Annotated in this window: 14 protein-coding genes and 2 tRNA genes; 9 read left to right on the plus strand and 7 right to left on the minus strand. The window is 59.2% G+C overall.

Going from position 1 to position 22,513, the window contains the following annotated elements; genetic code table 11:
* Positions 1-77: 77 nt before the first annotated feature.
* From HY298_15330 to HY298_15350, 5 genes are all read right to left on the minus strand, one after another.
* Positions 78-2,027, minus strand: coding sequence for a hypothetical protein (locus HY298_15330; GenBank protein ID MBI3851630.1), 1,950 nt, complete (start codon positions 2,025-2,027; stop codon positions 78-80).
* Between the two features lie 99 nt (positions 2,028-2,126).
* Complete coding sequence (locus tag HY298_15335) at positions 2,127-6,242, minus strand: heparinase II/III family protein (GenBank protein MBI3851631.1); 4,116 nt, start codon at positions 6,240-6,242, stop codon at positions 2,127-2,129.
* 21 nt (positions 6,243-6,263) lie between these two features.
* Positions 6,264-7,400 (minus strand): hypothetical protein, encoded by a 1,137-nt coding sequence (locus HY298_15340; GenBank protein ID MBI3851632.1) that lies wholly within the window; start codon positions 7,398-7,400, stop codon positions 6,264-6,266.
* Between the two features lie 58 nt (positions 7,401-7,458).
* Positions 7,459-8,766: a DUF1552 domain-containing protein gene (locus HY298_15345; GenBank protein ID MBI3851633.1), complete on the minus strand. Its 1,308-nt coding sequence runs from the start codon at positions 8,764-8,766 to the stop codon at positions 7,459-7,461.
* Between the two features lie 98 nt (positions 8,767-8,864).
* The gene (locus tag HY298_15350) at positions 8,865-13,196 is read right to left on the minus strand and encodes a DUF1592 domain-containing protein (protein MBI3851634.1); all 4,332 of its coding nucleotides are present in this window, start codon (positions 13,194-13,196) and stop codon (positions 8,865-8,867) included.
* Positions 13,197-13,739: 543 nt separating this feature from the next.
* Between HY298_15350 and HY298_15355 the strand changes: the two genes are divergently transcribed.
* The 5 genes from HY298_15355 (at position 13,740) to HY298_15375 (ending at position 18,108) form a co-directional block, all read left to right on the plus strand.
* The gene (locus tag HY298_15355) at positions 13,740-14,447 is read left to right on the plus strand and encodes a Crp/Fnr family transcriptional regulator (GenBank protein MBI3851635.1); all 708 of its coding nucleotides are present in this window, start codon (positions 13,740-13,742) and stop codon (positions 14,445-14,447) included.
* Positions 14,448-14,489: 42 nt separating this feature from the next.
* Positions 14,490-15,362, plus strand: coding sequence for a sugar phosphate isomerase/epimerase (locus HY298_15360; protein MBI3851636.1), 873 nt, complete (start codon positions 14,490-14,492; stop codon positions 15,360-15,362).
* 26 nt (positions 15,363-15,388) lie between these two features.
* On the plus strand, positions 15,389-16,351 hold the full coding sequence (locus HY298_15365) for a hypothetical protein (GenBank protein ID MBI3851637.1): 963 nt from the start codon (positions 15,389-15,391) through the stop codon (positions 16,349-16,351).
* A gap of 7 nt (positions 16,352-16,358) precedes the next feature.
* Positions 16,359-17,237, plus strand: a complete 879-nt coding sequence (locus HY298_15370) for a sugar phosphate isomerase/epimerase (protein ID MBI3851638.1) — start codon at positions 16,359-16,361, stop codon at positions 17,235-17,237.
* A gap of 298 nt (positions 17,238-17,535) precedes the next feature.
* Positions 17,536-18,108, plus strand: a complete 573-nt coding sequence (locus HY298_15375; GenBank protein ID MBI3851639.1) for a hypothetical protein — start codon at positions 17,536-17,538, stop codon at positions 18,106-18,108.
* 292 nt (positions 18,109-18,400) lie between these two features.
* Here HY298_15375 and HY298_15380 read toward each other — a convergent pair.
* Positions 18,401-18,476 (minus strand) — tRNA-Lys (locus HY298_15380).
* A 170-nt stretch (positions 18,477-18,646) separates the two neighbouring features.
* Between HY298_15380 and HY298_15385 the strand changes: the two genes are divergently transcribed.
* The 4 genes from HY298_15385 to HY298_15400 all read left to right on the plus strand — a co-directional run bounded on the left by HY298_15385 (position 18,647) and on the right by HY298_15400 (position 22,160).
* Positions 18,647-19,132, plus strand: coding sequence for a response regulator (locus HY298_15385; GenBank protein ID MBI3851640.1), 486 nt, complete (start codon positions 18,647-18,649; stop codon positions 19,130-19,132).
* 202 nt (positions 19,133-19,334) lie between these two features.
* Entirely contained in the window at positions 19,335-20,663 is a 1,329-nt protein-coding gene (locus tag HY298_15390; GenBank protein ID MBI3851641.1) for an MFS transporter, read from the plus strand.
* Between the two features lie 81 nt (positions 20,664-20,744).
* Complete coding sequence (locus HY298_15395) at positions 20,745-21,527, plus strand: hypothetical protein (protein MBI3851642.1); 783 nt, start codon at positions 20,745-20,747, stop codon at positions 21,525-21,527.
* A 63-nt stretch (positions 21,528-21,590) separates the two neighbouring features.
* On the plus strand, positions 21,591-22,160 hold the full coding sequence (locus tag HY298_15400) for a hypothetical protein (protein ID MBI3851643.1): 570 nt from the start codon (positions 21,591-21,593) through the stop codon (positions 22,158-22,160).
* 208 nt (positions 22,161-22,368) lie between these two features.
* On the opposite strand, the gene HY298_15405 is transcribed toward HY298_15400, so the two are convergent.
* Positions 22,369-22,443 (minus strand) — tRNA-Asn (locus HY298_15405).
* Positions 22,444-22,513: the final 70 nt, after the last annotated feature.

A 22,513-nucleotide genomic window follows, 5' to 3' on the forward strand; every position in this document is an offset into this window, starting at 1 on the left:
CGCGGACCGCCGAGTCCGCGGGGAGCTTGGTTCGGAATTGGAACACGCGGACTCGGCGGTCCGCGCTCCGCACCACTTCACTGCACTCCTACGCGATAAAAATACGGCCCGCGGTTGGTCGCGCTTGCGTCCGTGTAGGTCTTCGTTCCCGCCGCACCCGCGATGTTCGTGGCGATGGATTGGAACGGCGGCGCGTTGCCGAGATTGGTCGCGCGCTCCAGCCAATAGCTTCGTGTGGAAACGCTTTGCCACGTCACGTTCAAGCCGAATGCGGTGTTCGTGGCAGTGACCATCCGGAGCACGGACAGCGCGTTGGTGGGAATCGTGTCCGCCTTCCACTCCCGCCAGTTGTTCATGCCGTCATTGTCGGAATCAGTGAAATCCACAGAACCGTCGGTTGGCAGGCCATGGTGTTGCGCCCAGGCGTAGGAAAGCACCGAGCGTGGCGTTTGAAACTCATAAGCGCCCATGTCCGCCGTGCCCGCTGCGATGCGCGGATTGCCGTCCAACTCGGTGTTGGTCGTGACGTAGCCATTCTTGCCTGCGTTGATGCAGGGGGAATTGGATTGAAGACGCAGATTGCTCCAAACGTTGGTGTCCTCGAACAACGGCTCGTCCGCGATATTGCCTAGGCCGGGAGGCAACGGGGTTGTGCAGGAATAGGTGAGGCTCGAGTATTCGTTGCAGTTCGGGTTGTTCGTAGCGTAATTGTAATAGACAATGGAGTTGTAGATACTGCTTCCCGCCGCTCCACCAGCGGAGAAAGCCGAATTGCCCACCAGCGTACAGTTCACGAGTGTCCCAGAACACGCTCCGCCGCCGTTGCTCGCCGAATTACCAGTCAACGTGCAATTGTTCAGTTGTGCAACTAAGGACGACCCGACAGACACCCCACCGCCACAATCGAAAGCCAAATTGCCGCTCAACGTGCAATTGTTCAGCGTGCCGGAACTTGCCCCGCCACCATTCCTGGCCGAATTGCCGGTCAACGTGCACTTGTCCAAGGTGCAGGAACTCGCTCCGCCACCATCTCCGGCCGAATTGCCGATCAAGGTGCAGTTGGTGAGGTTGCTGTACCTCGCCCCGCCTCCATCTCCGGCCGAATTGCCGGTCAAGGTGCAGTTGTTCAGCCAACTACCATACGAACCACCGCCAGCCATGGCCGAATTGCCGGTCAACGTGCAGCCATTTAGCGTGACATAACACGCCCCGCCCCCAAACGTGGCGTACGAATTACTGCTCAAGGTGCAGTCGGTTAGCGCGCCATAATATGCTCCACCGCCATCCACAAGGACCCAGTTTCCGCTCAACGTGCAGTTACTCAACGTGGCCCAATATGCCCCGCCGCCCCATCCAGCCCAATTACCAATCAGTGCGCAGTTCTTCAGTATGCCAGAATAGGCGCCACCACCAAAGAGATCTGCCGAATTATTAATCAGCGTGCAGTTGGTGACGACACCGCTTGACTCGCACCACACTCCCCCACCGCACCGCTCCGTATTCGGGAAATAAACATTCCGGGTGTAGCCGTTGGTCAGAGTGAACCCGCTCAATATCGCATTCGTTCCTACATACGCGCACCTGATCGCGCCTTCGCTGTACTGGTTAATGCCAGGCGAGGGCTGGCCGGTGATAAACGTCACCAACGGCCCATTCAGGCTCCGCACCAACAGCGGCTTGTCAATCGCCACCCGGTTGGTCATCGCCCCATACACCGCCCGCCCCCCGCTGACATACACGCCGTTGGTGACCACGATTTCGTCTCCGGCGCCGGCCACATCCACCGCATCCTGAATATTCGTCGCCGCCGTCGGCCAATTGGTGTAAGGCGGCGTGGGGCTGGGGCTATTCAATTCCACGTAACGCGTGACGGCGGCGGCGTTCAGGGTGAACATGGCGAGCATCGCCGGAATCGCTTTGCGGAATTGTGCTTTCATGCCTTGCTGCTTGTCAGGCTTGTCAGGTTGGGCTTTTGTAGCACCCGGCTTGAGGTTGTTCAAGGTTGAAGTTGTGGGAATTCGTAGCATCGAACGTGAGTTCGATCCATTTTCCGCTCATCCTTGGCGGTTTGGATTACTGGAGCGTTAACTTGGAAGTTAGAGCGGACTTACGTCCGCTGCTACGACTTACCTCGGCCAGAGCTTTGCACCGGCGAGTTCGATCAGGTCCACTTCGTTGGCCGGTCCTGATGCAATGGGCGCGTTACGGTTCGCTAAATCAATTTCAAAACTGGTCTGATTATTTTTCGCGCGAATAACGAGACTGCCAACCTGTAACGATTTGCCTTTGCAGAAAAGCACGTGCTGAGGTTGCCGGGCGGCATTGAATCGGATGAGGCACAAGTCGCCGTCGAACTGCACGCCGCTTTGCTTTTCGACGAGCAAAGTTTCACCGGAAGCGGACTGGCCCTCGACGTTTCGGGAAAGGAAAACATCCCGGCGTCCGTCTGCGAGTTGTATTCCAACTGCGACCTCGGAATCGGAACGGGGCTTGCCCTGCGCGTCGTGAAGTTCCAGTCGGCGAATTGCAGCAAGGTGCGCTTTGGTTTCGTACGGTTCCAACACACCGATGAATGTGGATTGAAGCGGCGCTTGTTCCGCTCCAAGCCGCACGAGCAGGCTGGGAATCCAAGCATCCGCAGTACCGCCATAAAGTCCGACGGCGACCCACGCTTCCGCCAGTTCCACCTCTGCACCGCGAGTAAGGTCCGTGTGGCAGAGATGCACGTCGCTTGACGGCGGCAGGTATTTCAAATGGTCCTCGATTTTCCAATCCACGCTCCAGCCTTCCGATGGTTTGGTGTCGCGTTTGAAGTTGCGCATCACCTGCCCGTAGCGCGTCTGTTCCACCGGAGCGAGTGAAAGACCCTGTGTCGAAACCTGGCCGAAGTGGCCGTGCAGGAAACGCGTATGCTCGCCCCCGCCCGCCACACGGAAAACATCAATGAGGTAGGAAACCTTTTCGGAAATGTCCACCAAAGCGACCGTCCGTTCGTATTGCCGTCCGCCGATCAACTTCGGTCCTGAGGCGCGCACGGCGCGAAACTGATTGCCGTCGAACCAGAGCGTCGTCTTCCCGGTGCCCGGCTTTGTGTTCTGCCCGTCCACCGCGACGGTGTTGTGAGCGGCGGTTTGAGTGTACCACACCGCACGCGGTGCGCTCCAACCGCCATATTGGACCGGCGGATAACCGAAGTCCGGCAACAGGTCCAGGCCCATGGCAAAAAGCCCGAGGTTCATGCCGTCGGCGTGGCCGTGAATTCCGCCGGAACCATAATCGAGCCAGGCTGCGCGGGCATTCGTTCCTTCGCCGCTGCGCAGGATCGCCAGGCCCCACTCGGTTTTGTTCACGCTCGACAGCTTGATTTCCGCGACACTCTCGGCGATGACCTTCGCCACCTTCGCTTGGAAGCTGGTTGGGGCGGCGGCGAACAAGTCGTACGGCAGACCGTCGGTCGAAGAGTTGTTCGCGCCGTGGATGACGCGAATGAAATCCTTGTCGCCCGTCGCTTCGAAAAGTTCCCACAGAAAAGCGTAGGCGGACGGGTTGATACCGGGATTCTTGGAGAACGCGACGCCAACGTAACCCGGGTTCTTTTCCGCAAACGAACCCGTGTCGCCGATGCGCGGGTAATATTGCCCCAGGCACCACGTGTCCAAATGAAACCGGTACATCGCCTGAAGCCGGGGATGGCGACGAATGGCTTCGCGGATGAAACCCGGATCGCTTCGCGCGTATCGGCCAAGCAGTTCGGCAATCTGCCGAGGTGCAATCACCGAATAGCCAGCGATTCCTTTCTCTCCAGTGACACCGTCCACCGCGGTGGCCTTGCTAATGATTCCGTCGAGCATCGCCATGATCTCCGCACGATTGGCCGGCCAGCCCAGCACGGTGTGGATCGTCGTCATTGTCACGTCAGTCATTGGATAGTTCGACTCGATCTTCGGACGATGATCGAGTGTGTCTCGGAAGATTCGGTCTTCGATGTTGCGCTGAACATCCGCGAAAGAGGACTTGGAATTGGCGAGCTTGTGCTTCGCTGCTTTGGCCGAGAGGAATTTCATAAGTTCGGCATCGCGCGCCAATCCGTCGAAGACCGCGTCATAAGCCAGCGCGAGGTCGTGGACCTCGACACACGCATCATGCCAGGTGGAAACGTAGCCCGAGCGCGGCGCACCCTCGTACATCACGCCCTCCTTGCCGAAGTCGAACGTCGGATAGAGATCAGCAACGCGATCGAGCAGCACCCCGGCCTTGTGCGCATACGCGAGGTCGCCCGTCGCCACGTAGGCGGCGGCCAGATTCCGGATACCGTTCACGATTCCCTGCTTCCACTGGCCGAAGATCAGATAGGCGTTGATGAAGCGCCAACGCTTCCCGTCCGCGACGTAACCCTCGCCGTCGTCCACACCAAATCGATGCAACGGATCGGAAGCATCCGGATGTTCCACGTTGAAGAGCAGCGAGCGGTCAGCGCGTTGCGGATCGAATACGTTGTTCTCGTTCAACCCAGAGCGGTAGAATTTCGCGAAATCATTTTTTGGAAACAGTTCGCTGCACCTCGGACAACGCATCTTCCACGGCTGGTTCAACGCGTCGGGCGCCCACTCGTACATCGGCACCGGCTTTTTGCAGGACGGGCAATGGCCGTCCGACCAGACCTGCCAGGCGCGTCGAATCGTATTGCCGAACATGAGATTCCACAATTCGTCGTCGGACAATTCCCTCCAAGGTTTTGCAGCAGCCACGAGCGAGTCGCGAATGTCCGCGGCCCAGGGGTAATCGCGAGCGTTGGCTCGCGCGCGGGCGACCAACTCAACCGGGAAAAACGCGCTGGCTGTTTTTGAGGAATTCCCCGAAGAAGAATTCCGCGCCTCGAACCGTTCAGCCGTAGCAGCCGACGTGAGTCGGCTCTGACTTGCTCCGAATGCAGATGGAGCGGACTCACGTCCGCTGCTACGCGTCGTTGGTGCGAGGTTTTCATCGAGCCATCGATAAGCTGCCTCGCGTCCGGCCTGCGGAAAGTTGTGCGGCCCATCGAACGACTGCCACGCGAGCGCGTTCGTTGCGCCGTAAAGCTTGTAAACCTGCTGCACGTCTTTTAACAGCCCATCCAGATTTTCCGTCTTGGGAAAGATCGAATCCTTCGTCGCGTACCACACAAACAGTTTTCGCGGCGCGGCCTGCGCAAGAACGTGCTGCCAATCAAACGGGATGCTCGCCACGTCCGGCAGGTAGAAACCGAGCTGCGGCATCAGCGCGGCGAGATGGGACCAGCGCTCGGGATTCGGATCGCTGCGAAACGTCGTAAAGCCGCAACTCGCGACCGCCGCCGAGATGCGCGGTTCAAACGCCGTGGCGAACAGTGTCCCGTACGCGCCATGCGAGTGACCGATGCTGCCGATGCGTTTCGGGTCCACGGACGGCAGCGTTTCCAAATAATCAATCACTCGGCCCACGTCCCAGATCATCTTGCCCATGAATGACCACCCGGGATGTTTGCGGTAAAACGCGAGGCTGTCGTGATAGGGCTGCTTGCCCGCGGGAATCCGTTCGCCAAAACCGATCACGTCCGGCGCGATGCAGACGTAGCCGCGCTTCACCAACTCGACGGCGAAGGCCAGCTCTGGATCACCTTTTATCCCGCACGGTTCTTCTTTGCCTTGGGCGACGGTTTGATGAAGGCACAACATCGCCGGCACGCGCGACGCAGAAAGTTTTTTCGGCACGAGCAGATAGGCTGGGATCCAATCATCCGGCTCACTCCTGATCATCACGTGTCGGCGCGTGTAGCCCTGCAATTCCTCAACGCCCAACTCGCGGACTTCGAGCGGTGGCGGCTTCAAGTTCGTTGGCGCGCCGAGAATTTGTTCGATCGTTGAGGCGATTTGTTTGCGCCGCTCCTCCCAATCGCTGACGGTGGTGATGCGGTTGGTGCCGCTCTGGTCGCCACCAAGGAGCGGTGCCAAATCACGTCGACCGACCTGGTCAGTGCGCAAGTCCGGCTTCTGCCATGTCGTCACCTGGCGCCACTGATTCCAATCGTGGCCTTCCCAAGCGTGGAGGCGAGTGGAGCATACCAAAGTCGCAGCCAACACGAGCGAAGTCACCCGCCTTCCGGAGTAGTGGCGTCTCGGCAGAGCGCCGCATTCTTTTCCCAAGAGCAAGTTGGCGGCGCTCTGCCGAGACGCCGCTACGGCGCCCTGAAGAAAACTCGTCAGATTGGAGATGATCGGGTGCATTCGTGGTCTTCCGGCAGCCGACTACTTGCTGGCAGGCTTGCCTGACGCCGCCGGCGGCAGACTCAGATACGCAATCCCCAGCGGCACTGCCGTGGTCTCGCGATCCAATCCTGAGCTGCGACTGAATGCGATCAGGCGTTCTCGAACCGCAGGAAAATATCTGCCCAACCGTCCCCATTTCAGCACGGCGGAAGAGTATTTGTTGAATTTGTCCCCGCCGCCCACGGTGTCGCTGATGCGGTCGTCCGCCAGCATCACACGCTTGAACAACGTCTTCTCCAGACGCGCAAGATCGTCGCGCGTGAACACGATCTCGTGCTCGAAACACAGCACCACGAAGTCCACGTTGATAGTCGCGTGCGAGATGTCCTCAAAACTGTCTCCGGCGCCGTCGAGCGGCGGCCAATCGGCCCAGACGTACGAGCCGTCGTCCATCGGCCGCAGACGATTCTTCAGAAACCGCGCGAGCCGGGTCACTCGCTCGCGATGCTTCGGCGTCTTCGTTGCGTCGTCAATCGCCAGCCACGCCCGGGCGAGCGCGTTCTGCATGTTCAAGGGCAGATGTTTTTTGAGGTACGGACAATAGACGTAACCTTCGTCCGCTCCCGGGCCTTCGCGAAACTCGCCGTCATGCGCGGCCACGGCTTCTTCCGCGATTTGCAGCAACCGGTTCGCGTCCTTGCTCCAGAGCGTTTTCAAAGACGCCTCGCTCCGGATCACCGCCGCAAACCGTGCCATCGGCGCCACAATCATTCCGGTGTGAACCGCCCAGACGTAACGCGTGCCCTTCGAGTAATTGGTGGAACCCCACGCGGGCAATACTTGGCCGCGGATCTCATCGCGCGAACCGCGGCGGTCGTCGCGGGACTTCGCGATCCAGTCGGACAAATTGACGATCAGCGGGACGTACTTCGCGTCGCGCGTGGCGTCGAGCATCTCGACCAGCGCCGAGAGTTGATAGCTTTCTCCCCAGGCGATTTCGCCGCCTTGGTCCGTGGCCGGTTTGCGAACCGCCCGTTCCACCGCGGGAATGATGATGCGGTCGAATCGTTCCGCCAGTTGGGCACCTTCGCCGCCGGCTGCGGCCCCCACCACCCGGCCGCCGGTCAAAATCGCGAAAGCAAGGAGCATGAACGTGAATCTTTCGCGAAATGGCATGATCACATCTTGACCAAGGTTTTTTCCAGCCAGTCGGAAAGGATGCGCCCCGCCCTGACTACACGGCTTCGAGGGGTGTCGTCGCATCGCCGAACTTCGGCAGGCGCACGTCCATCTTGTCCATCATGGAAAGATAGAGTCGGCACATCTGGCGATCTGCCTTCGCTTTATAGTCCAGCACACGGCCACCCTTGATGCGTCCACCGGCGCCGCCGAGCAGGACGACAGGCAACTGCGTCGCATCGTGGCTTCCCGTCAACATGCTGGAGCAGTAAAGCAGCATCGTGTTGTCCAGCAGCGTGCGCGGGCCTTCCTGGATGGCGTCGAGTTTACGGGCGATGTAGGCGACTTGTTCGAGGAAGAATTGGTTCACCTTGAGCCAGTCGGCGGTGTCCGAGTGCGAGAGCAAGTGGTGAATCATGTAGTCCACGCCTAGGTTCGGAAAGCGCAACGAGCTGTGGTCGTTGTTCAGCTTGAGCGTGGTGATGCGCGTGGTGTCGGTCTGGAAACCGAGCACGAGGATGTCGCACATCAACTTCATGTGCTCGGCAATGTCCTGCGGAATGCCGTCGGCGGGACGCGGGATGTTCGGCGCGGTAAGGGTTGGACGCCAGCCCTGCAATTCGCCTTTCTTGCCGGCGTTTTCGATGCGCTGCTCCACGTCGCGCACGGAATCGAGATACTCGTCGAGTTTGCGCTGGTCGTTCGCGCTGATATGCAGGCGCAGGTCTTTCGCGTCGGTTAGGACGGCGTCGAGCACGCTCTTGTCGCCCTTGCTCGCCGCATCCTTGAACAGCCGGTCGAACGCAAGCGCGGGATAAATCTCCAGCGGTGTCGGTGTGGTCGGCGAACTCCACGAGATGTGCGAGCTGTAGAGCATCGAGTAATTCTTGTGGACGGACGGGTTCGACTTCTCGCAACCGAGCACGAGGCTCGGCACCTTGGTCGAGTGGCCGTAGTGCTGCGCCAGCAACTGGTCGATGCTCGTGCCCGAGCGAATCTCGCCGCCTGAGGCCAGCGGCGCGCCGGAGAGGAGGTTCCCCGTCTGCGAGCTGTGGATGTTTCCCTTCTGCGCCTCCTCGTTGTAGAGGCCGCGGACGAACAGCATCTTCTCGCGGAAATCCGTGAGTGGCGAAAGCACCTTGCCGAGTTCCATCTCCTTTCCTTCGCCCTTGGCCCACCATTCCTTCGAGTGAAAGCCGTTGCCGGAAAACAGCACCGCGAGCCGCACGGGTGCCTCGCTGGCGGGTTTGACACCGACGGGAGGCATGTCGCCCCAAACGGTGAGTGATTCCATCCACGGCAGCGCCATCGTGACGCCGACCCCGCGGAGAAATGTGCGACGCGAGAATTTGTGAGTGGTCATAGTCTGCTTATGGTTCAGGCTTCACACTAGCGGAACTGCTCGGGACACGCAAGGCACGAAATCGAGCGGGTCTTTTGACTTGTGTTGGTGCGTCATGGTTATTCCTCGAGCGCCATTTCCTTGCCGCGTATTTCACGGAATTGCTTGCTTCGCACAATCGTCTCGATGGCGGCGGTGACGCGGTAGTCGTTTGACTTGAGCCGCGCGCTCATCTCCGAAATCAACGGGCCGTCGGAAAGTTGCACGCCGCGACCCAGCGAATAACCGAGCAGTTTCCGGCAAAACTGTTTTACAAATGCGTCCCGGCGTTTCGTCAGCAGGTAATGGCGCAGACCGTCGAGGCCGTCGAACTCGGCGCCGTCCATCGTTTTCGCGTGCGTGTCGATTAAACGGTCACCAAGGTCGCGCTCGCGGCGGCGGCCGATGGCGTCGAAGCCTTCCAACGAATATCCGTAAGCGTCGATGCGCCGGTGGCAACCGTAGCACATCGGGTCGCTGGTGTGTTTCTCGGTCAGTTGCCGCACGGTGAGTGTCTCGGTGGCCTCATCTTCGGGCAAACGTGGCACGTCCTTTGGCGGGCGCGGCAGTTTTTCGCCCAGCAATACTTCGCACAGCCAGTTGCCGCGCAGGATCGGACTGGTGCGCGAAGCCCCGGATTGTTTCGCGAGCGTCGTGGCTTGGGCAAGGATGCCGCCGCGTCCGAACTTTTTCACGCCATCCACGCGACGCCAGCCGTCCGGTTGGAATTCAACCTTCAGGTTGGCAGGCGAGAATTCAGATTGTTCCGGCAAGCTAAAGCTTGAACTCCAACTGATGCCGTAATGCTTCGCCAGGTCTTCGTTCAGAAACGTGTAGTCGGCATCGAGGATGTTGAGCACGGAACCGTCATGTTGGAAGAAATCGGTGAAGAAGCGGATCGTTTCCTCATACATCGCGCCACGCAGAGCGGTGAAGGTCGGGAAATGCCGCTCGCTCTTCTCGCTCAATTCGTCAAAGTCATAAATGTGCAGCCAGGCGCAGGCGAACTCGGTGGCGAGGCGGCGCACGCGCGGGTCTCCGAGCATCCGGCGCATTTGCGCGGCGAGCACTTTGGGATCGCGCAGCTTGCCACTGGCAGCAACAGCCCGCAGTTCGGCGTCCGGAGCAGACGACCAGAGGAAGTAACTCAGGCGCGTCGCGAGTTCCCAATCATTCACCGGCCCCGGCTTGTTGCCCGGCCCCGGTTTCTCGGCCCGATAGAGAAACGCCGGTGATACCAACACGCGAGCGAGAGTCAGTCGGATGGCCTGGCCGTGGGGAATCTCCTCGGCGCGCAGCTTGCGATACAACCCGCGCAACTCGTCCTTCTCGGCGTCGCTGAACGGACGGCGATAGGCGCCATCGGCAAACTTCAACACTGCGTCGAGATGCTGCGGCTGCGTGTCCACGAGCAGTTTCTTGAATTCTTCCGCCCGTTGCTTGATGGGCTGGCGTAACGGCTCGAAGGCGCTTGGGTCGGCATCCTGCGTGGCGTATTGCCAGAGTTGCTCGAAGGCATCGACGAGCTTCAGCGCGTCGTGGCTGACGTAGTGCAACTCCGCCCAGAGCCGGTCCAGTTCGGCGGCTTGCGCATCGTCGAGCATCAACCGGCGGAGATGTTCATCCTCCCGGTAGAACAGGGTGAGGGTCACGACCTCATCGACGGGCACGATCTTCGTGTAGCAGAGCGCCGCGGGAAACACCTGGCGAAACTCGTCGAGTGCGGCTTCGATGCGTTTCCGCGTCGCGCTGCCGTCCGTCACGAGAACGGGTGAGTCAGAGACCGCAGGACGTTCACCATCGGACCAGGTGCTTTTGCCGCCTTGCTCTTTGACTCCCCCCGCTGCCAGGCCCGGAGTGGCGGAGGGTTTTGTCGTAAGCACCTGCATCTGCACGCTTCCCTCCGCGCCGGTTTCGCGGTGCAGCGTGCCCGTGGCCAGGAATTCGCAACCTTCTACAAAGTCGGCGGGCAGTCGCACTTCGACAACCGACGGTGCCTGCACACAAAGGCTGGAGGGGCTTAGCGCGGCGCCGTTGGGATGCTTGCCGAAGAGCGCGGGGTCGAGACCCCATTCCGTGGCAGCCGACGTGAGTCGGCTCTGATTTTCTTTGGAGGAAGTTTGAGCGGACTCACGTCCGCTGCTACGGAGGATGGAAGAAAGTAACGGCCCGTTCAACGAAGTAAGCTGCCGGTAAAGCGCGGCATCAGGCGCATCCTTCGCGAGTCCCGCCGCGCCGTTGAGCAACAGACGCTGGACTTCCTCAGCGAGTCGATGCTTTTCCTCGGCGCTCCCGCTGGATTGCCACTTCGCGAGCAGAGAACCCGCGGGCAGAACGGACTCAGGCCCGCCGCCGTTATCAGGCTCGTTATAAAAATGCCAGACGCCAGCGTTGCCGAAACTGTCGGCATGAGGATTGCCCGCCAGAATGTTTGGAGAAACTTCGCGCGAGAGATTCCATTCGTGCTGGCCGTCGCTCAGATTGAATTCGACCGCGGTGAGGTCGCACGAATGATTGCCATCACGTGGCCCGATGGCCAAGGACATCACATCGCCCGGTTGCACCGCGAGATTCTCGAAGGGACCAAATTTCACCTCCTTTGCGCCTTGGGACTTGCCGGCGGCAAGCCGCTGCCGCGAATTGCCGCGGCGCAATTCCAGAAACCACTCGATGCCGTTGCCACACTCGGGATGCGCGTGCTGCACGGTGCCCTCGACCCGCAGCGTGGCCGCCACGGGACTGCGCCAGCCAACGACGACGCGCAACTTGGGCGACGGATGGACCGCCACGCCGTGCGGTTTCATGTTTCCCGGCACGCGCACATGCTGGTCGGAAGAGTTGGCGATGACGCTCAACGCATCGGCGCCCGCCCAGCCCTTGATAAAATCATAACTTTGCAGGCTTTCCATTTTTTGAGTCATGTGCGATTCAATCCGCGCCTGCCCCGAACCGATGCCCAGGTAATCCAACCATGCCGCGAGCACTGCCACCTCGACGCCGTGCTTCTGCGCAAGTTGCTCCACTGCGGTTTTTTCGGGTGCTGCGCCCGCCTCGGCCGCTGCTTCCAGGCATTTCGCCGCACTGGAGAAAACGCGTTCGCGATGGGTCGTGAGGGCGCTGATGGCCGCCCGAACATCCCGCAACGAAAGGTCCGGCCGCCCCGGAGCGACCAGGCGCGGATTCTCCCAGACGGCGAAGTCATTTTCGTTCCCGTCACCGGCATCCGAGGTTGCAAGATAAAGTGTGATGTCGTTTCCGTTCGTGGGCGCTGGCAGCTTGAGTCGCAGTTCACGTTCGTTCGCCAGCGGCGTCACCGGCAACTGCCACGCCTTCGGGCCATCGCGTTTGCCGATGTGCCCGACCGTGGTGAAACGCCACAATGCCTTCTGCCATTGCACGATGTTGGCGGCGATCGCCGCGGCATCACCGGGTTTTGCGGTCCGCCACTGCGCTCGAACCAGATCAAGCACGAGCGAAGGGTTCGCACCGTTCAGCGTCGTCCACAGCGTGCCAAGATACTTTGCATTCAGCCTGTGTTCGCGCGCCACTCCGGCAATGGTTTTTTTCCCGGACTTGAGCGCGTCGCGCTCCGAAAGCGTCGCTGTAAGATACTTTTCCAATGGCAAGACGCCGCCGTCCTTGGTGTCGAACTTGATCCCCTGCAAATTCACCGCCGTTCCCCCGCCGTTATCGGCGAACTGACCGTAGAACGCGCGAATCGCAGCAAGTTTTTCTTCCGTCCAATCGCGCTGTGATGTGTGGGGGGAGAACCGCAGGCCATCGGGCAACAACACCGCGTGGCTGGCAATGTCCTTGGCTGCGTCGAGATACTTCGTGACGAGCGCCGGCGACATGACGAGCGAGTTGCCGACGTTCATGAAACCCTCGCCCGAAGCCGAATCCACCGGGAACTCCCGCGCCGGATCAAGGGACGCAACGCCGGTCAGATCGCGGATAGTGTATTTGTATTCAGCATTGGAGAGTCGGCGAAGGACGACGGGACCGGGGTCGCCCGCGCGGGCCCTGGCGGCTTGGTCGAGCGCGCTGTTGACCCAGCCGAGCAAGCGGTCGCGCTCGGGCGCGGTAGGTTGGGGCTTTTCCTTGGGCGGCATCTCGCCGAGTGAAAGCTGTTCGACCACGCGCTGCCAGGCGCTCGGGTGCCGGAGCACTTCATCGAGCGAAGTGAACCGCTCCAGGTTAAGGTCGCCCTTATGTTTCTCGGCTGAGTGGCAACCGAGGCAATACTGTTTGAGAACAGGGTGAATTTGTTTCGAGAATTCCCTTTCAAGCGACCGCAGGCCCGGCCTGCTCGCGGCAGGCAGAGTAAGGCTCGCCAGGAAGAACACTCCGGCGGCAAATGAAAAAAACAAAAGTCCGTGCAACCGCATAAAATCGTCAACCAATGATGTCACGAATCATATTGGCCACGACGACGACGGTCAACCGGCAACACGCGGTGGAAGTCGCCAGTTGAGGGCGGCCACGGCAAGGCTGGCGCGCCTGCACAACTCCGCAACGACAAGTGGCATAAGGCCAAGCTCGTCCCTCTTCCTCGTCACGAACGCATCTCGTCTTGTGTGGGGTGTGGCTAAGGTCCGGTTCGCCGACACGGCTTCGCCACCCTGTCATCTGACTCTGAGCGAACGCGCTGCCTGTCGCCGCGCAATAAAAGGCAAGAGAAAGCCAATTTCGGGGCAGCGCAGACCTCCAATCCGAGAGCATGGTTACGTTCAATGAACACAGCTACACGCATTGTTGCCACTGGAGTCGTTTGCCCTGGGTCCAGACGTAATGGTGTTGCGAAAGCAAATGGGAGTGTCCGCACCGTGGAATGCGCTTCCATTCCCGGTCAACGTCCAGCGAATGAAGGAAGCAATGCCGCGAAGCTGGAAACTTTGCGCCGTTGTCCGCTCTTTGCTGAACTACCGGGTGGAGATCTGCCCCTTATCACCGGCTTGACGGTCTCGAAAAGTTTGGGAAAAGGAGCTTACTTGTTCTATGAGGGTGGCCCGGTGCACGGCATTTACATCGTGCAGAGCGGGGCAATCAAACTGTCGCGGACGAGTTCCGGTGGAAAGGAACAAGTGCTCCATATTTTCCGGGCTGGAGAGTCCTTTGGCGAGGACGGCCTGGTGTCCGAAGCCGGTAATCTGGCCGACGCCCGGGCGGTGCAGCCTTCGTTTGTGTGGATGATCCAGAAGGCCGGCTTCCTTGCGTTGGTCAGGCGCAAGCCAGCTCTCGTTCTGCCGCTGCTGCGGGCCTTGCATGAACATCAAGCCACGCTCATGAGGCTGCTCGATGATTTGGCGTTCAAAGACGTCAACACCCGGCTGGCCAACTGGCTCATTGAACACTGCCCGGATCCGCATAGCGCACGGCCCTGTTGCGTCGAGCCGTCGATGCCCATGAACGTGCTGGCCGCCGAACTGGGCACGGCGAGCGAAACGTTCTCTCGCGCCTTGACCCGGTTTCGGAAAGAAAACCTGGTCTCCACCGACCGCAATAAGATCGTTTTGCTCCAACCTTCGAGACTGACGTCCTATGTGGAACAGGCCGCGCCGTTAACCAGGTTCGTTTTTCCCTTGGCCGCCGCGGCACCGTGTCGCGAAAAGCCGGAAAATATGGAGAGCGAACCGCGCTTTGATAAAGAGCGACGTCGATAACCATGTGGGTTCTTGCTCAAACCGAACCATCCAACCAATACCATGATTCACCTGGGGCTGCATACTGACAACTGGAGGCCGTTGAGCGTCGGGTTCGAAGCGGCGTGTGAAAAGATCGCCGCCACGGGCCTCAAGCATATCGAGTTCTGCGCCATCCACGGCCAGAACTTTATCGCGGCGCTGGGCTACGATCCCGGTGTCTCTTTGCAATCCAACCCGCGCGCCCTCCGTCGCTTCCTCGACAAGCGCAATCTCCGAGTTTCGCAGATCGATGGGTCCTATCCGATGATGGGGCCGAACGGCTCCGCCTACGGCGTGCAGTACGTCACGCAGAGCATCCGCTTCGCCGCCGAACTGGGCTGCCCGATGGTGGACACCGTGGACGGCGCGTTCGAGACACCCGGCCTGACCCGCAAGGAGGTCTTCCGCGTCACCTGCGATAACTACCGCCAGTGTCTCGCCTGGGCGGAAGACTACAAGGTCGTCATTAATGTCGAACCGCATGGCCCCTACACGAACGACCTCGATTTCATGCGGCGTCTGTTCAAGGAATTCGAGTCCGAATATCTGCGCTGCAATTTTGACACGGGCAACACGTTCATCGCCGGCCACAATCCGCTGGACTACCTCAAGGCGCTGCGCAAATACATCGTACATTGTCACATCAAGGACGTCAGCGGCGCGTTGGCGGCGGCGGCACGCGGCGAGGAGACCGGCATCGGCTGCAGCATCGTGCCGATTGGCGGCGGCGTGAACGCGCAGAACATCCGGCGCTGTCTCGATTATTTGAACCAGACGCGCTGGGACGGCGTCGTTTCGATCGAGTGTCACGGCTCGGATGAAAACATCGCGGCCAGCGTCAAGTGGATGAAAGCGGCGGTCAAGGCGAAGCGGTCGCCGCAACAGCAAAAGTAAGAACCCCGAACAGAAAGCGAAACACCATGAATCGTCGTTCATTCGTCAAAAGCAGCCTCCTCGGCTCCGCCAGCTTGGCACTGGCGCTGAATTCACGATCTGAGGATCCCTCCAAACCCGAGGCCGCACCGTCTGCGGCCAAGGACGCACTCCCCAAAGGCCGCATCGGCAAGCTCAAGGTCAGCCGCCTCATTCTTGGCGGCAACCTGCTCACACACTTCACCCACAGCCGCGACCTGCAATACGTCTATCGCCTCGCGGCTCAATACAACACCGACGAGAAAATCATTGAGACGCTGGCCCTCGCCGAGAAACAGGGCATCAACACCGTCTCCATGCACAACCCGCCGCATCCGATTTCCGTGCTGCGCCGTTACCGCAAGGAGCGCGGCGGCAAGATCCAGTGGATCATTTGTCCCACCGCGCCACCCGAGCCGGACATGGCCAAGTACCGCGCGCACGTCGAGGAACTGATGAAGGACGGCTGCGAGGCCATTTACCTGTGGGGTGTTCACGCGGACTCACTGGTGGCACAGGGGAAGATGGATCTCGTGGCCAAAGCCGTCGAACTGCCAAAAGAGTTCGGCGCGCCCTCCGGCGTCGGTGCGCACTCGCTGGACGTGGTCAAAGCCTGCGAGGAGCATGGCGTGAAAGCCGACTTTTATATCAAGACCTTCCACCATCACAGCTACCCGACTAGACCCAAGGCCGACCAGATCAAGGGCGCCTACAACGAATTTCCCGGCTACTGGTGCGCCAACCCGCAGGACACCGCCGAGGTGATGAAATCCATCAAGAAGCCTTGGATCGCCTTCAAGACCATGGCCGCCGGCGCCATCCCGCCGAAGAACGCCTTCCGCTACGCCTTCAAGAACGGCGCGGACTTCGTGCTCGCCGGCATGTTCGACTTCGAGATCGCCGAGGACACGCAGCACGCGCGCGACGCCATTGCCAGCTACACCGACCGCGAGAGACAATGGACGGCGTGACGGGACCATGAGAAAGTTCTGCCGAACAGTTCTCGCGCTCGCAGCGACATTCCTGGCTGCGCACGACACGACTGCCGCACCCACGAACGCCTTCTTCCCGTTTTGCATCGACTGGCATGACGCCAAGAAGCGCAACTTCGAGGAGCAGGCCGAAATGCTCAAAGAACTGGGCTACGACGGTGTGGGTCACATCTGGCTGGACAAGGTGGAGGAGCGGATCAAGACGCTCGACGCCGCCGGGCTGCGGTTGTTTCAGATCACGATGGTGGTGGACGTCGCGCCGGGCAAGACGCCCTACGACACCGCCCGTTTCAAGGAAGTCTGCGCGGCCGTCAAAGGGCGTCAGATGCAGTTCGATTTGCTCCTCAACGGCAGGAAGCCATCCGACCCTTCCGTCGATCCGCGCGCGGTGGAAATCCTGCGCGAGATGTCCGACCTGGCCCGCGATTCCGGTTCACAGTTGTTGCTCTATCCGCACCTGGGTTCCTGGGTGGAACGCATCGAGGATTCCCTGCGCGTGGCGGACAAGGTGGACCGCCCGAATGTGGGTGTGATGTTCAACCTTTGCCACTGGCTGCGCGTGGACAAGCAGCGCGACTACAAACCACTTTTGCGGCAGGCCCTGCCGCGGTTGTGGGCCGTGTCCATCAACGGTGCCGATGAGTTCGACGACCAGCCCGGGTGGGATCACTACATCCAACCGTTGGACAAAGGATCCTTCGACATCGCTGCGTTCCTGCGCACGCTGCGCGATCTGGGTTACACCGGGCCGATCGGCCTGCAGTGCTACGGCATCGGTGGCGATGCGCGCGATCACCTGGCTCGTTCGATCAACACCTGGCGCCGCTTGAACTCTACCCCGCAGAAAGTCGAACTGAACAAGTGAACGTCAGTAGAGGTCACCGAGCGTGCCGGGAAGCGATCTCAAAGAAAACAGAAGGAGGATCGATGGGCTCAGATCAGACCCGGTGACTGAGCGATGTTTCTTCACTCGTCGGTCAAAAAGAAGGCCAATATACGGTTGGCAAATCGCAAGAACCGGGTAGCGGTTTGCTTCATTGGCCGGTTAGAATTTGTCACAAATCAACCAACCATCTGGCGCCTGTTTACGGCAAGGCCACGGACGGGAAGCAATTCTGTCTGAACCGCGGCAGCCCCAGATAGAATAAAATCTAGCACGAACTATGAAAAACAAACTAATTCCGAGCGTTCTTCTTTGTTGGCTGAGCCTGCAGGGGATCAATGCTGCCAACGTATTCGAAAGTGTGGAAGGTGAATGGAGCATTTTGGGGAAAGAGACGGTAAAATTCAAAGGACAGAAACAAAGCACTTATTTTTCGGACTTGTTTTCGTTCTACCACGACGGAAGTTTCACCACGAGCGAACTGGGGAGTGGAGTTTGCACGCAGACGGGTTCGAAGGTCACCATGAGCGTCGCTGACCAGGAGTTGCTGGATGTGATCAACGGCTATTTCGACTCGCTTGGCTACGGAGGAATAATCTATGCCGATTCTGTGCAAAGCTTGAAGTTTTCCGGCAAGCTGAAGAAGGGAGTTTTGTCGGGAACCTTCAAATGGGGATTTACAGTATCCGCGCCAGCCTATGGAGTTTACAATCTAAAGGCGAGCATCTTGGGGAAATACTCCGGAACAAGGATTTCCGGTAGTGCCAGCAGTCGTGACTCGTCCGAAGTGGCGGGACGCCCACTCTACGGTCTCACAAAAGAAATCGTAGTTTCGATAACAGCCAGGGAATAGAGGCGCTGTCTGAATTTTGCCGGGATAATCAGGTTGAGGTGACATGGTCAAGCGCCCGTCGAGGTCCGGTTGGAGGACAGACGGGCGTGCTCTTCCCAGCAACCACGTTCAACAATTCCGCGCCTGCCAGTTTGTTTCTGGCCCGCCCAATCCCCTCCTGAAGTCAGCAGGATTTTTCAAACCGGACTCGCGCGGCGCCGACAATTGATATTTCTACAACGCCGGTGGTACTACGCTTGATACTGCGCTGATGGATTGCTATCCGGATGACTTTCGCAAGTGGTTGAGTGAATGGTGCCCCGGCCAGGACTCGAACCTGGGACCAATTGATTAAGAGTCAACTGCTCTACCAACTGAGCTACCGAGGCACTCAAGGGACGTGGAGAATTGTGGCGCGCTGCATTTTTGTCAACTCTCCGTTGCCACCAACGCCAATCAGCTTTGCCTGGCCGCGTCCGCTTAACTCCAACTGCAGGACCGCCTTGACAATTAGGTCATTGCTTTCTTGAGGCTCCGCGGATAAATTGCCGCGGTTCGTATGGACACGACTTCTTCCGCGGTCCCTCCACCGCCAGCCGGGCGGCGGCGCAAAGTTCTGGTCGTGGATGATAACGCCATCGTGCTCAAAACACTTGCGCTCAAGCTAAAGTCCAATGGCTATGACGTGTCCACCGCGATGGATGGCCCGGAAGCCATCAGTTTCGTCCGGAAGGAAAAGCCCGATCTCATCCTGATGGACGTCAGTTTCCCACCCGACGTGGGGCATGGTGGCGGCGTGGCGTGGGACGGTTTTCTGATCATGGACTGGGTGCGGCGCATCGAGGAGGCGAAACATATCCCCTTCATCGTCATTACCGGCGGCGACCCGGTGAAATACGAGAAGCGCTCACGGGACGCCGGGGCTGTGGCTTTTTTTCGCAAACCAATCGATCACGAGGGTTTGATCAGCGCAATCCGAAGGACCCTCGGCGAAACGACCGAACCCCCGACTCCCGGCTTCGACACCACAAATTTCGAAATCTGAGGTCGCAGTCAACCTACTTGCTGATCTCCAACGTGTGGCCTGGCAAAGTTTGCTTGCGATTCCTAACTGCCAACTGCGAGCACAAATTGTAGTACGTGAGTGCCGTGCTTGGTTGGCTTTGTTCACGGAGGAGGAATTACACTTGCCATTGACGAAACCGACGTGAACGGATAACACCTCCAGTCAAAATTCCTTTTAAGTTTTGAACAAAATAATTTCAACCGCTGCCGCCGTCCCGCCGCTCCAAACTCGCGTCCACCAGGATGTCAAACACCTGCGCGACCTCTCGCCGCAACAATGGAAATCCGGCATCGCCGCGTGGCTGGGCTGGTTGTTCGACGGGCTGGACATGCATCTCTACACGCTGGTGGCGGCCCCGTTCGTGGCGCAACTGCTGCACGTTGCCAGCGCCGCGGATCCTTCCGTCAAGCGTTACAGTTCCTGGATTCAGGCGTCGTTTCTCATCGGCTGGGCCCTGGGCGGCGGGTTCTTCGGGCGCATTGGCGACCGGCTGGGACGCAGTCGCGCGCTGAGTCTGACGATTCTGACTTATGCGCTGTTTACGGGCCTCTCCTTTTTCGCGCAAACGTGGTGGCAATTGATGATCTTCCGTTTTCTGGCGGCGCTCGGCATTGGCGGCGAATGGGCGGTGGGCGCGTCGTTGTTGTCCGAGACGTGGCCGCGTCGCTGGCGACCGTGGATCGCCGCCGTGTTGCAGACCGGTGTCAACCTCGGCGTTTTGCTGGCTTGCCTGGCGACGTATCTGATGGCCGACTTGAAACCGCGCTACGTTTTTCTGGTTGGAATTCTGCCGGCCTTGATCGTTTACTGGATTCGGCGCAACGTGCCGGAGCCGGAGGAATGGCACGCGGCGAAATTGAAGGCGCTACATCACGAGCCGGGCGTCGCGGAACTTTTTCGCGGCGATGTTCGGCGCATCACTGTGTTGACGATCATTGTCTGCGCATCGTCGCTGTCCGCCTGGTGGGCGTTCATGTTCTGGCATCCGCAACATTTGTTCAACCTGCCCGAACTTTCCTCCTGGTTGGAAGCCGACCGCAAGAAACTGATGAGCACAACGTTTTTCACCGTCATCTCCACGTCGATCATCGGCAACTTCGTCGCCGGCTGGTTCGCAAAACTTTTTGGTTATCGGCGGACGATCGCCGTGATGTTTTTTTGTTTTGTGCTGGCGATGTTGGGAGCGTTCGGTCAGCCGCATCATTACAAAGCGCTCGTCTGGTTCTGGTTTCCGGCGGTGGGTTTTTGTTCGGGTGTTTTCGGATTGTTTACCATGTTCATGCCGCCGTTGTTTCCAACGCTCTTGCGAACCACGGGGGCGGGGTTCTGTTACAACATCGGGCGTATCGCCGCGGCCTTCGGCACCGTATTTTTCGGATTGTTCTCCAAGGTGGGCGATTTTCGAACTGCGCTTTTGTTCGCCGGCTCGTTGTTTCTCCCCGCCGCCATCGTGGCGCTTTTTCTGCCCGAGCCGCCGGATGAACCGACGCCGAGCATGCCGCTGGAATAGGTGACTGGGGCCATCCGTTTACCAGCATTTGAGTCCGTTCTCGGCTTGCCTTGCCCCGCCTCAGGCGCAAGAATGTGCACCATGATTTCACCGCGATGCTTCATGGTTTATTGCCTGACGTGGCTGCTATCCTGGCAGCCCCAGGTCACCACGGCCGGGCCGAATGGCCCGGGTCGCTACCGAGGTTTGGGTCAACCGCCGGAAGGATTGCTCCCGGACGCGGCGCGGGAATACCGGAATGTGCTGAGTTCGCTGAACACCACCGCGGCGAAGTTGGAGAAAAGCCATGGCGACCGACTCCCCGAAAGCCGACCATCGCTCCAGCAGATTCAGAGTGATGCTGACTTTCTCCAGAGGAAATGGATCGACTGGTCCCAACGGCATCCGGGCCGGAGTTCCTATTCCGGCACAAACGTGAGATTGGAGCCGTACTTCCGCGCTCTCCAGGCAATGCAGAAGCAGTTGAAGGAGTCGCCCAAGAGCAACGATGAGGAGATTCTTGGGACGGTAAAAGCTGTGGCGGCGGATTTACATGCCAAAGCAGAGAATTGCCGCCATTCCGCGGATGGGCTGGGCAAGGACATCAAGGTGACCGTGCGCACGAAAAAGGGAACCGAAGAGGCCCCAGGCTATGAGGTCTGGTGCGCGCCGATGGCGCTCGTCAAATTCAAGAATGAGCACATTCGCTTTCCGAAAATCAGCAGTCCCACCGTGTTCAAGAACTTTGCGCCCGGCCATTACGTGATGTGGCTGGAAAAAGGAAAAGAAAAGCTGCCGCCGGTGACACAGACCATCGGCGGCCACGGAGAAACGGAATTCGAGATAGACCTACCGGTTTCCGCGGAGTCGGAAGGCCCAAAGTAGGGTCAAGCATTCATGGGTAATCCCGTTCAAGAAGTCTTAAAGCGATCCCAAAAATCCTGGGTGATGCTCGCCCAGACCGCCACGTGGGTTTTGGGAGTGTTGGCCGGATTTCTTCTGCCGCCACCGATTGGGACCCCGCAGGAAAGCCAAGTCTGGGTGCGCTTCGCTCAATTTGTGATCACGGTCTTGATCGGATTACTGGTGCTCGCGGCGTTGCGTTGGGAGAGGAAGAAAGACGCTTTCCGCTGGGGCGCGATTTCCCTGCTATTTTTGTTTTTGGGAACCGCAACATTTTTCGGCTATCAATTCTTCGCAGCCCGTTGGACAACGACATATAACGAGCAACGCGTGGTAATCGGAGACGTCTATACCGCTCACGGGCGTGGGTACCATGACGAAAATCCAAACCTCCCGCCCGCGGATTTGATCATGGATCACAAGGGCGAAGTCGAGAAAATCTGGACTCGAGAATCAATCGCGCAACGCCGTTTGCTCCTTGCCGCCATGTACGTGCTGGCGATGCCTCTGTTCACGGTCTGTGTCATGAGCATTGTGCAGGCCCTCCACTGTGCCGTCGCCAAGACCAACCGTCGGAGACGCGTCGCTGCGTCGGCCCACCGAACTTCGCATTAGAGTGATTGCCATAAGACATTTCGTTTCCACGAACCTGAGTACGCCAATCGAGCCACTGAACGCCCCGGCCCCTCCAAGGAGGGGAGCAGCGCAGGGTGGATTGCTCCCCTCTTGGGAGGGGTCAGGGGTGGGTAAGTTGCGAAAGATGTACCGTCATCTCGCGCTGCAAATGGGATGAAGTTATAGGAACAACAGTTGGCTTCAAAAATGGCTCCAAAGGCAGGACTCGAACCTGCAACCCATCGGTTAACAGCCGATTGCTCTACCATTGAGCTACTTTGGATGCCAACGGGTGCGTAATCTACAAATCACTCCCATACGCGTCAACTGTTTTACCCGGCGGCTCGGCGGAG

This window comes from Verrucomicrobiota bacterium, from assembly GCA_016200005.1.
In the GTDB taxonomy this organism is placed as follows: Bacteria; Verrucomicrobiota; Verrucomicrobiia; order Limisphaerales; family PALSA-1396; genus PALSA-1396.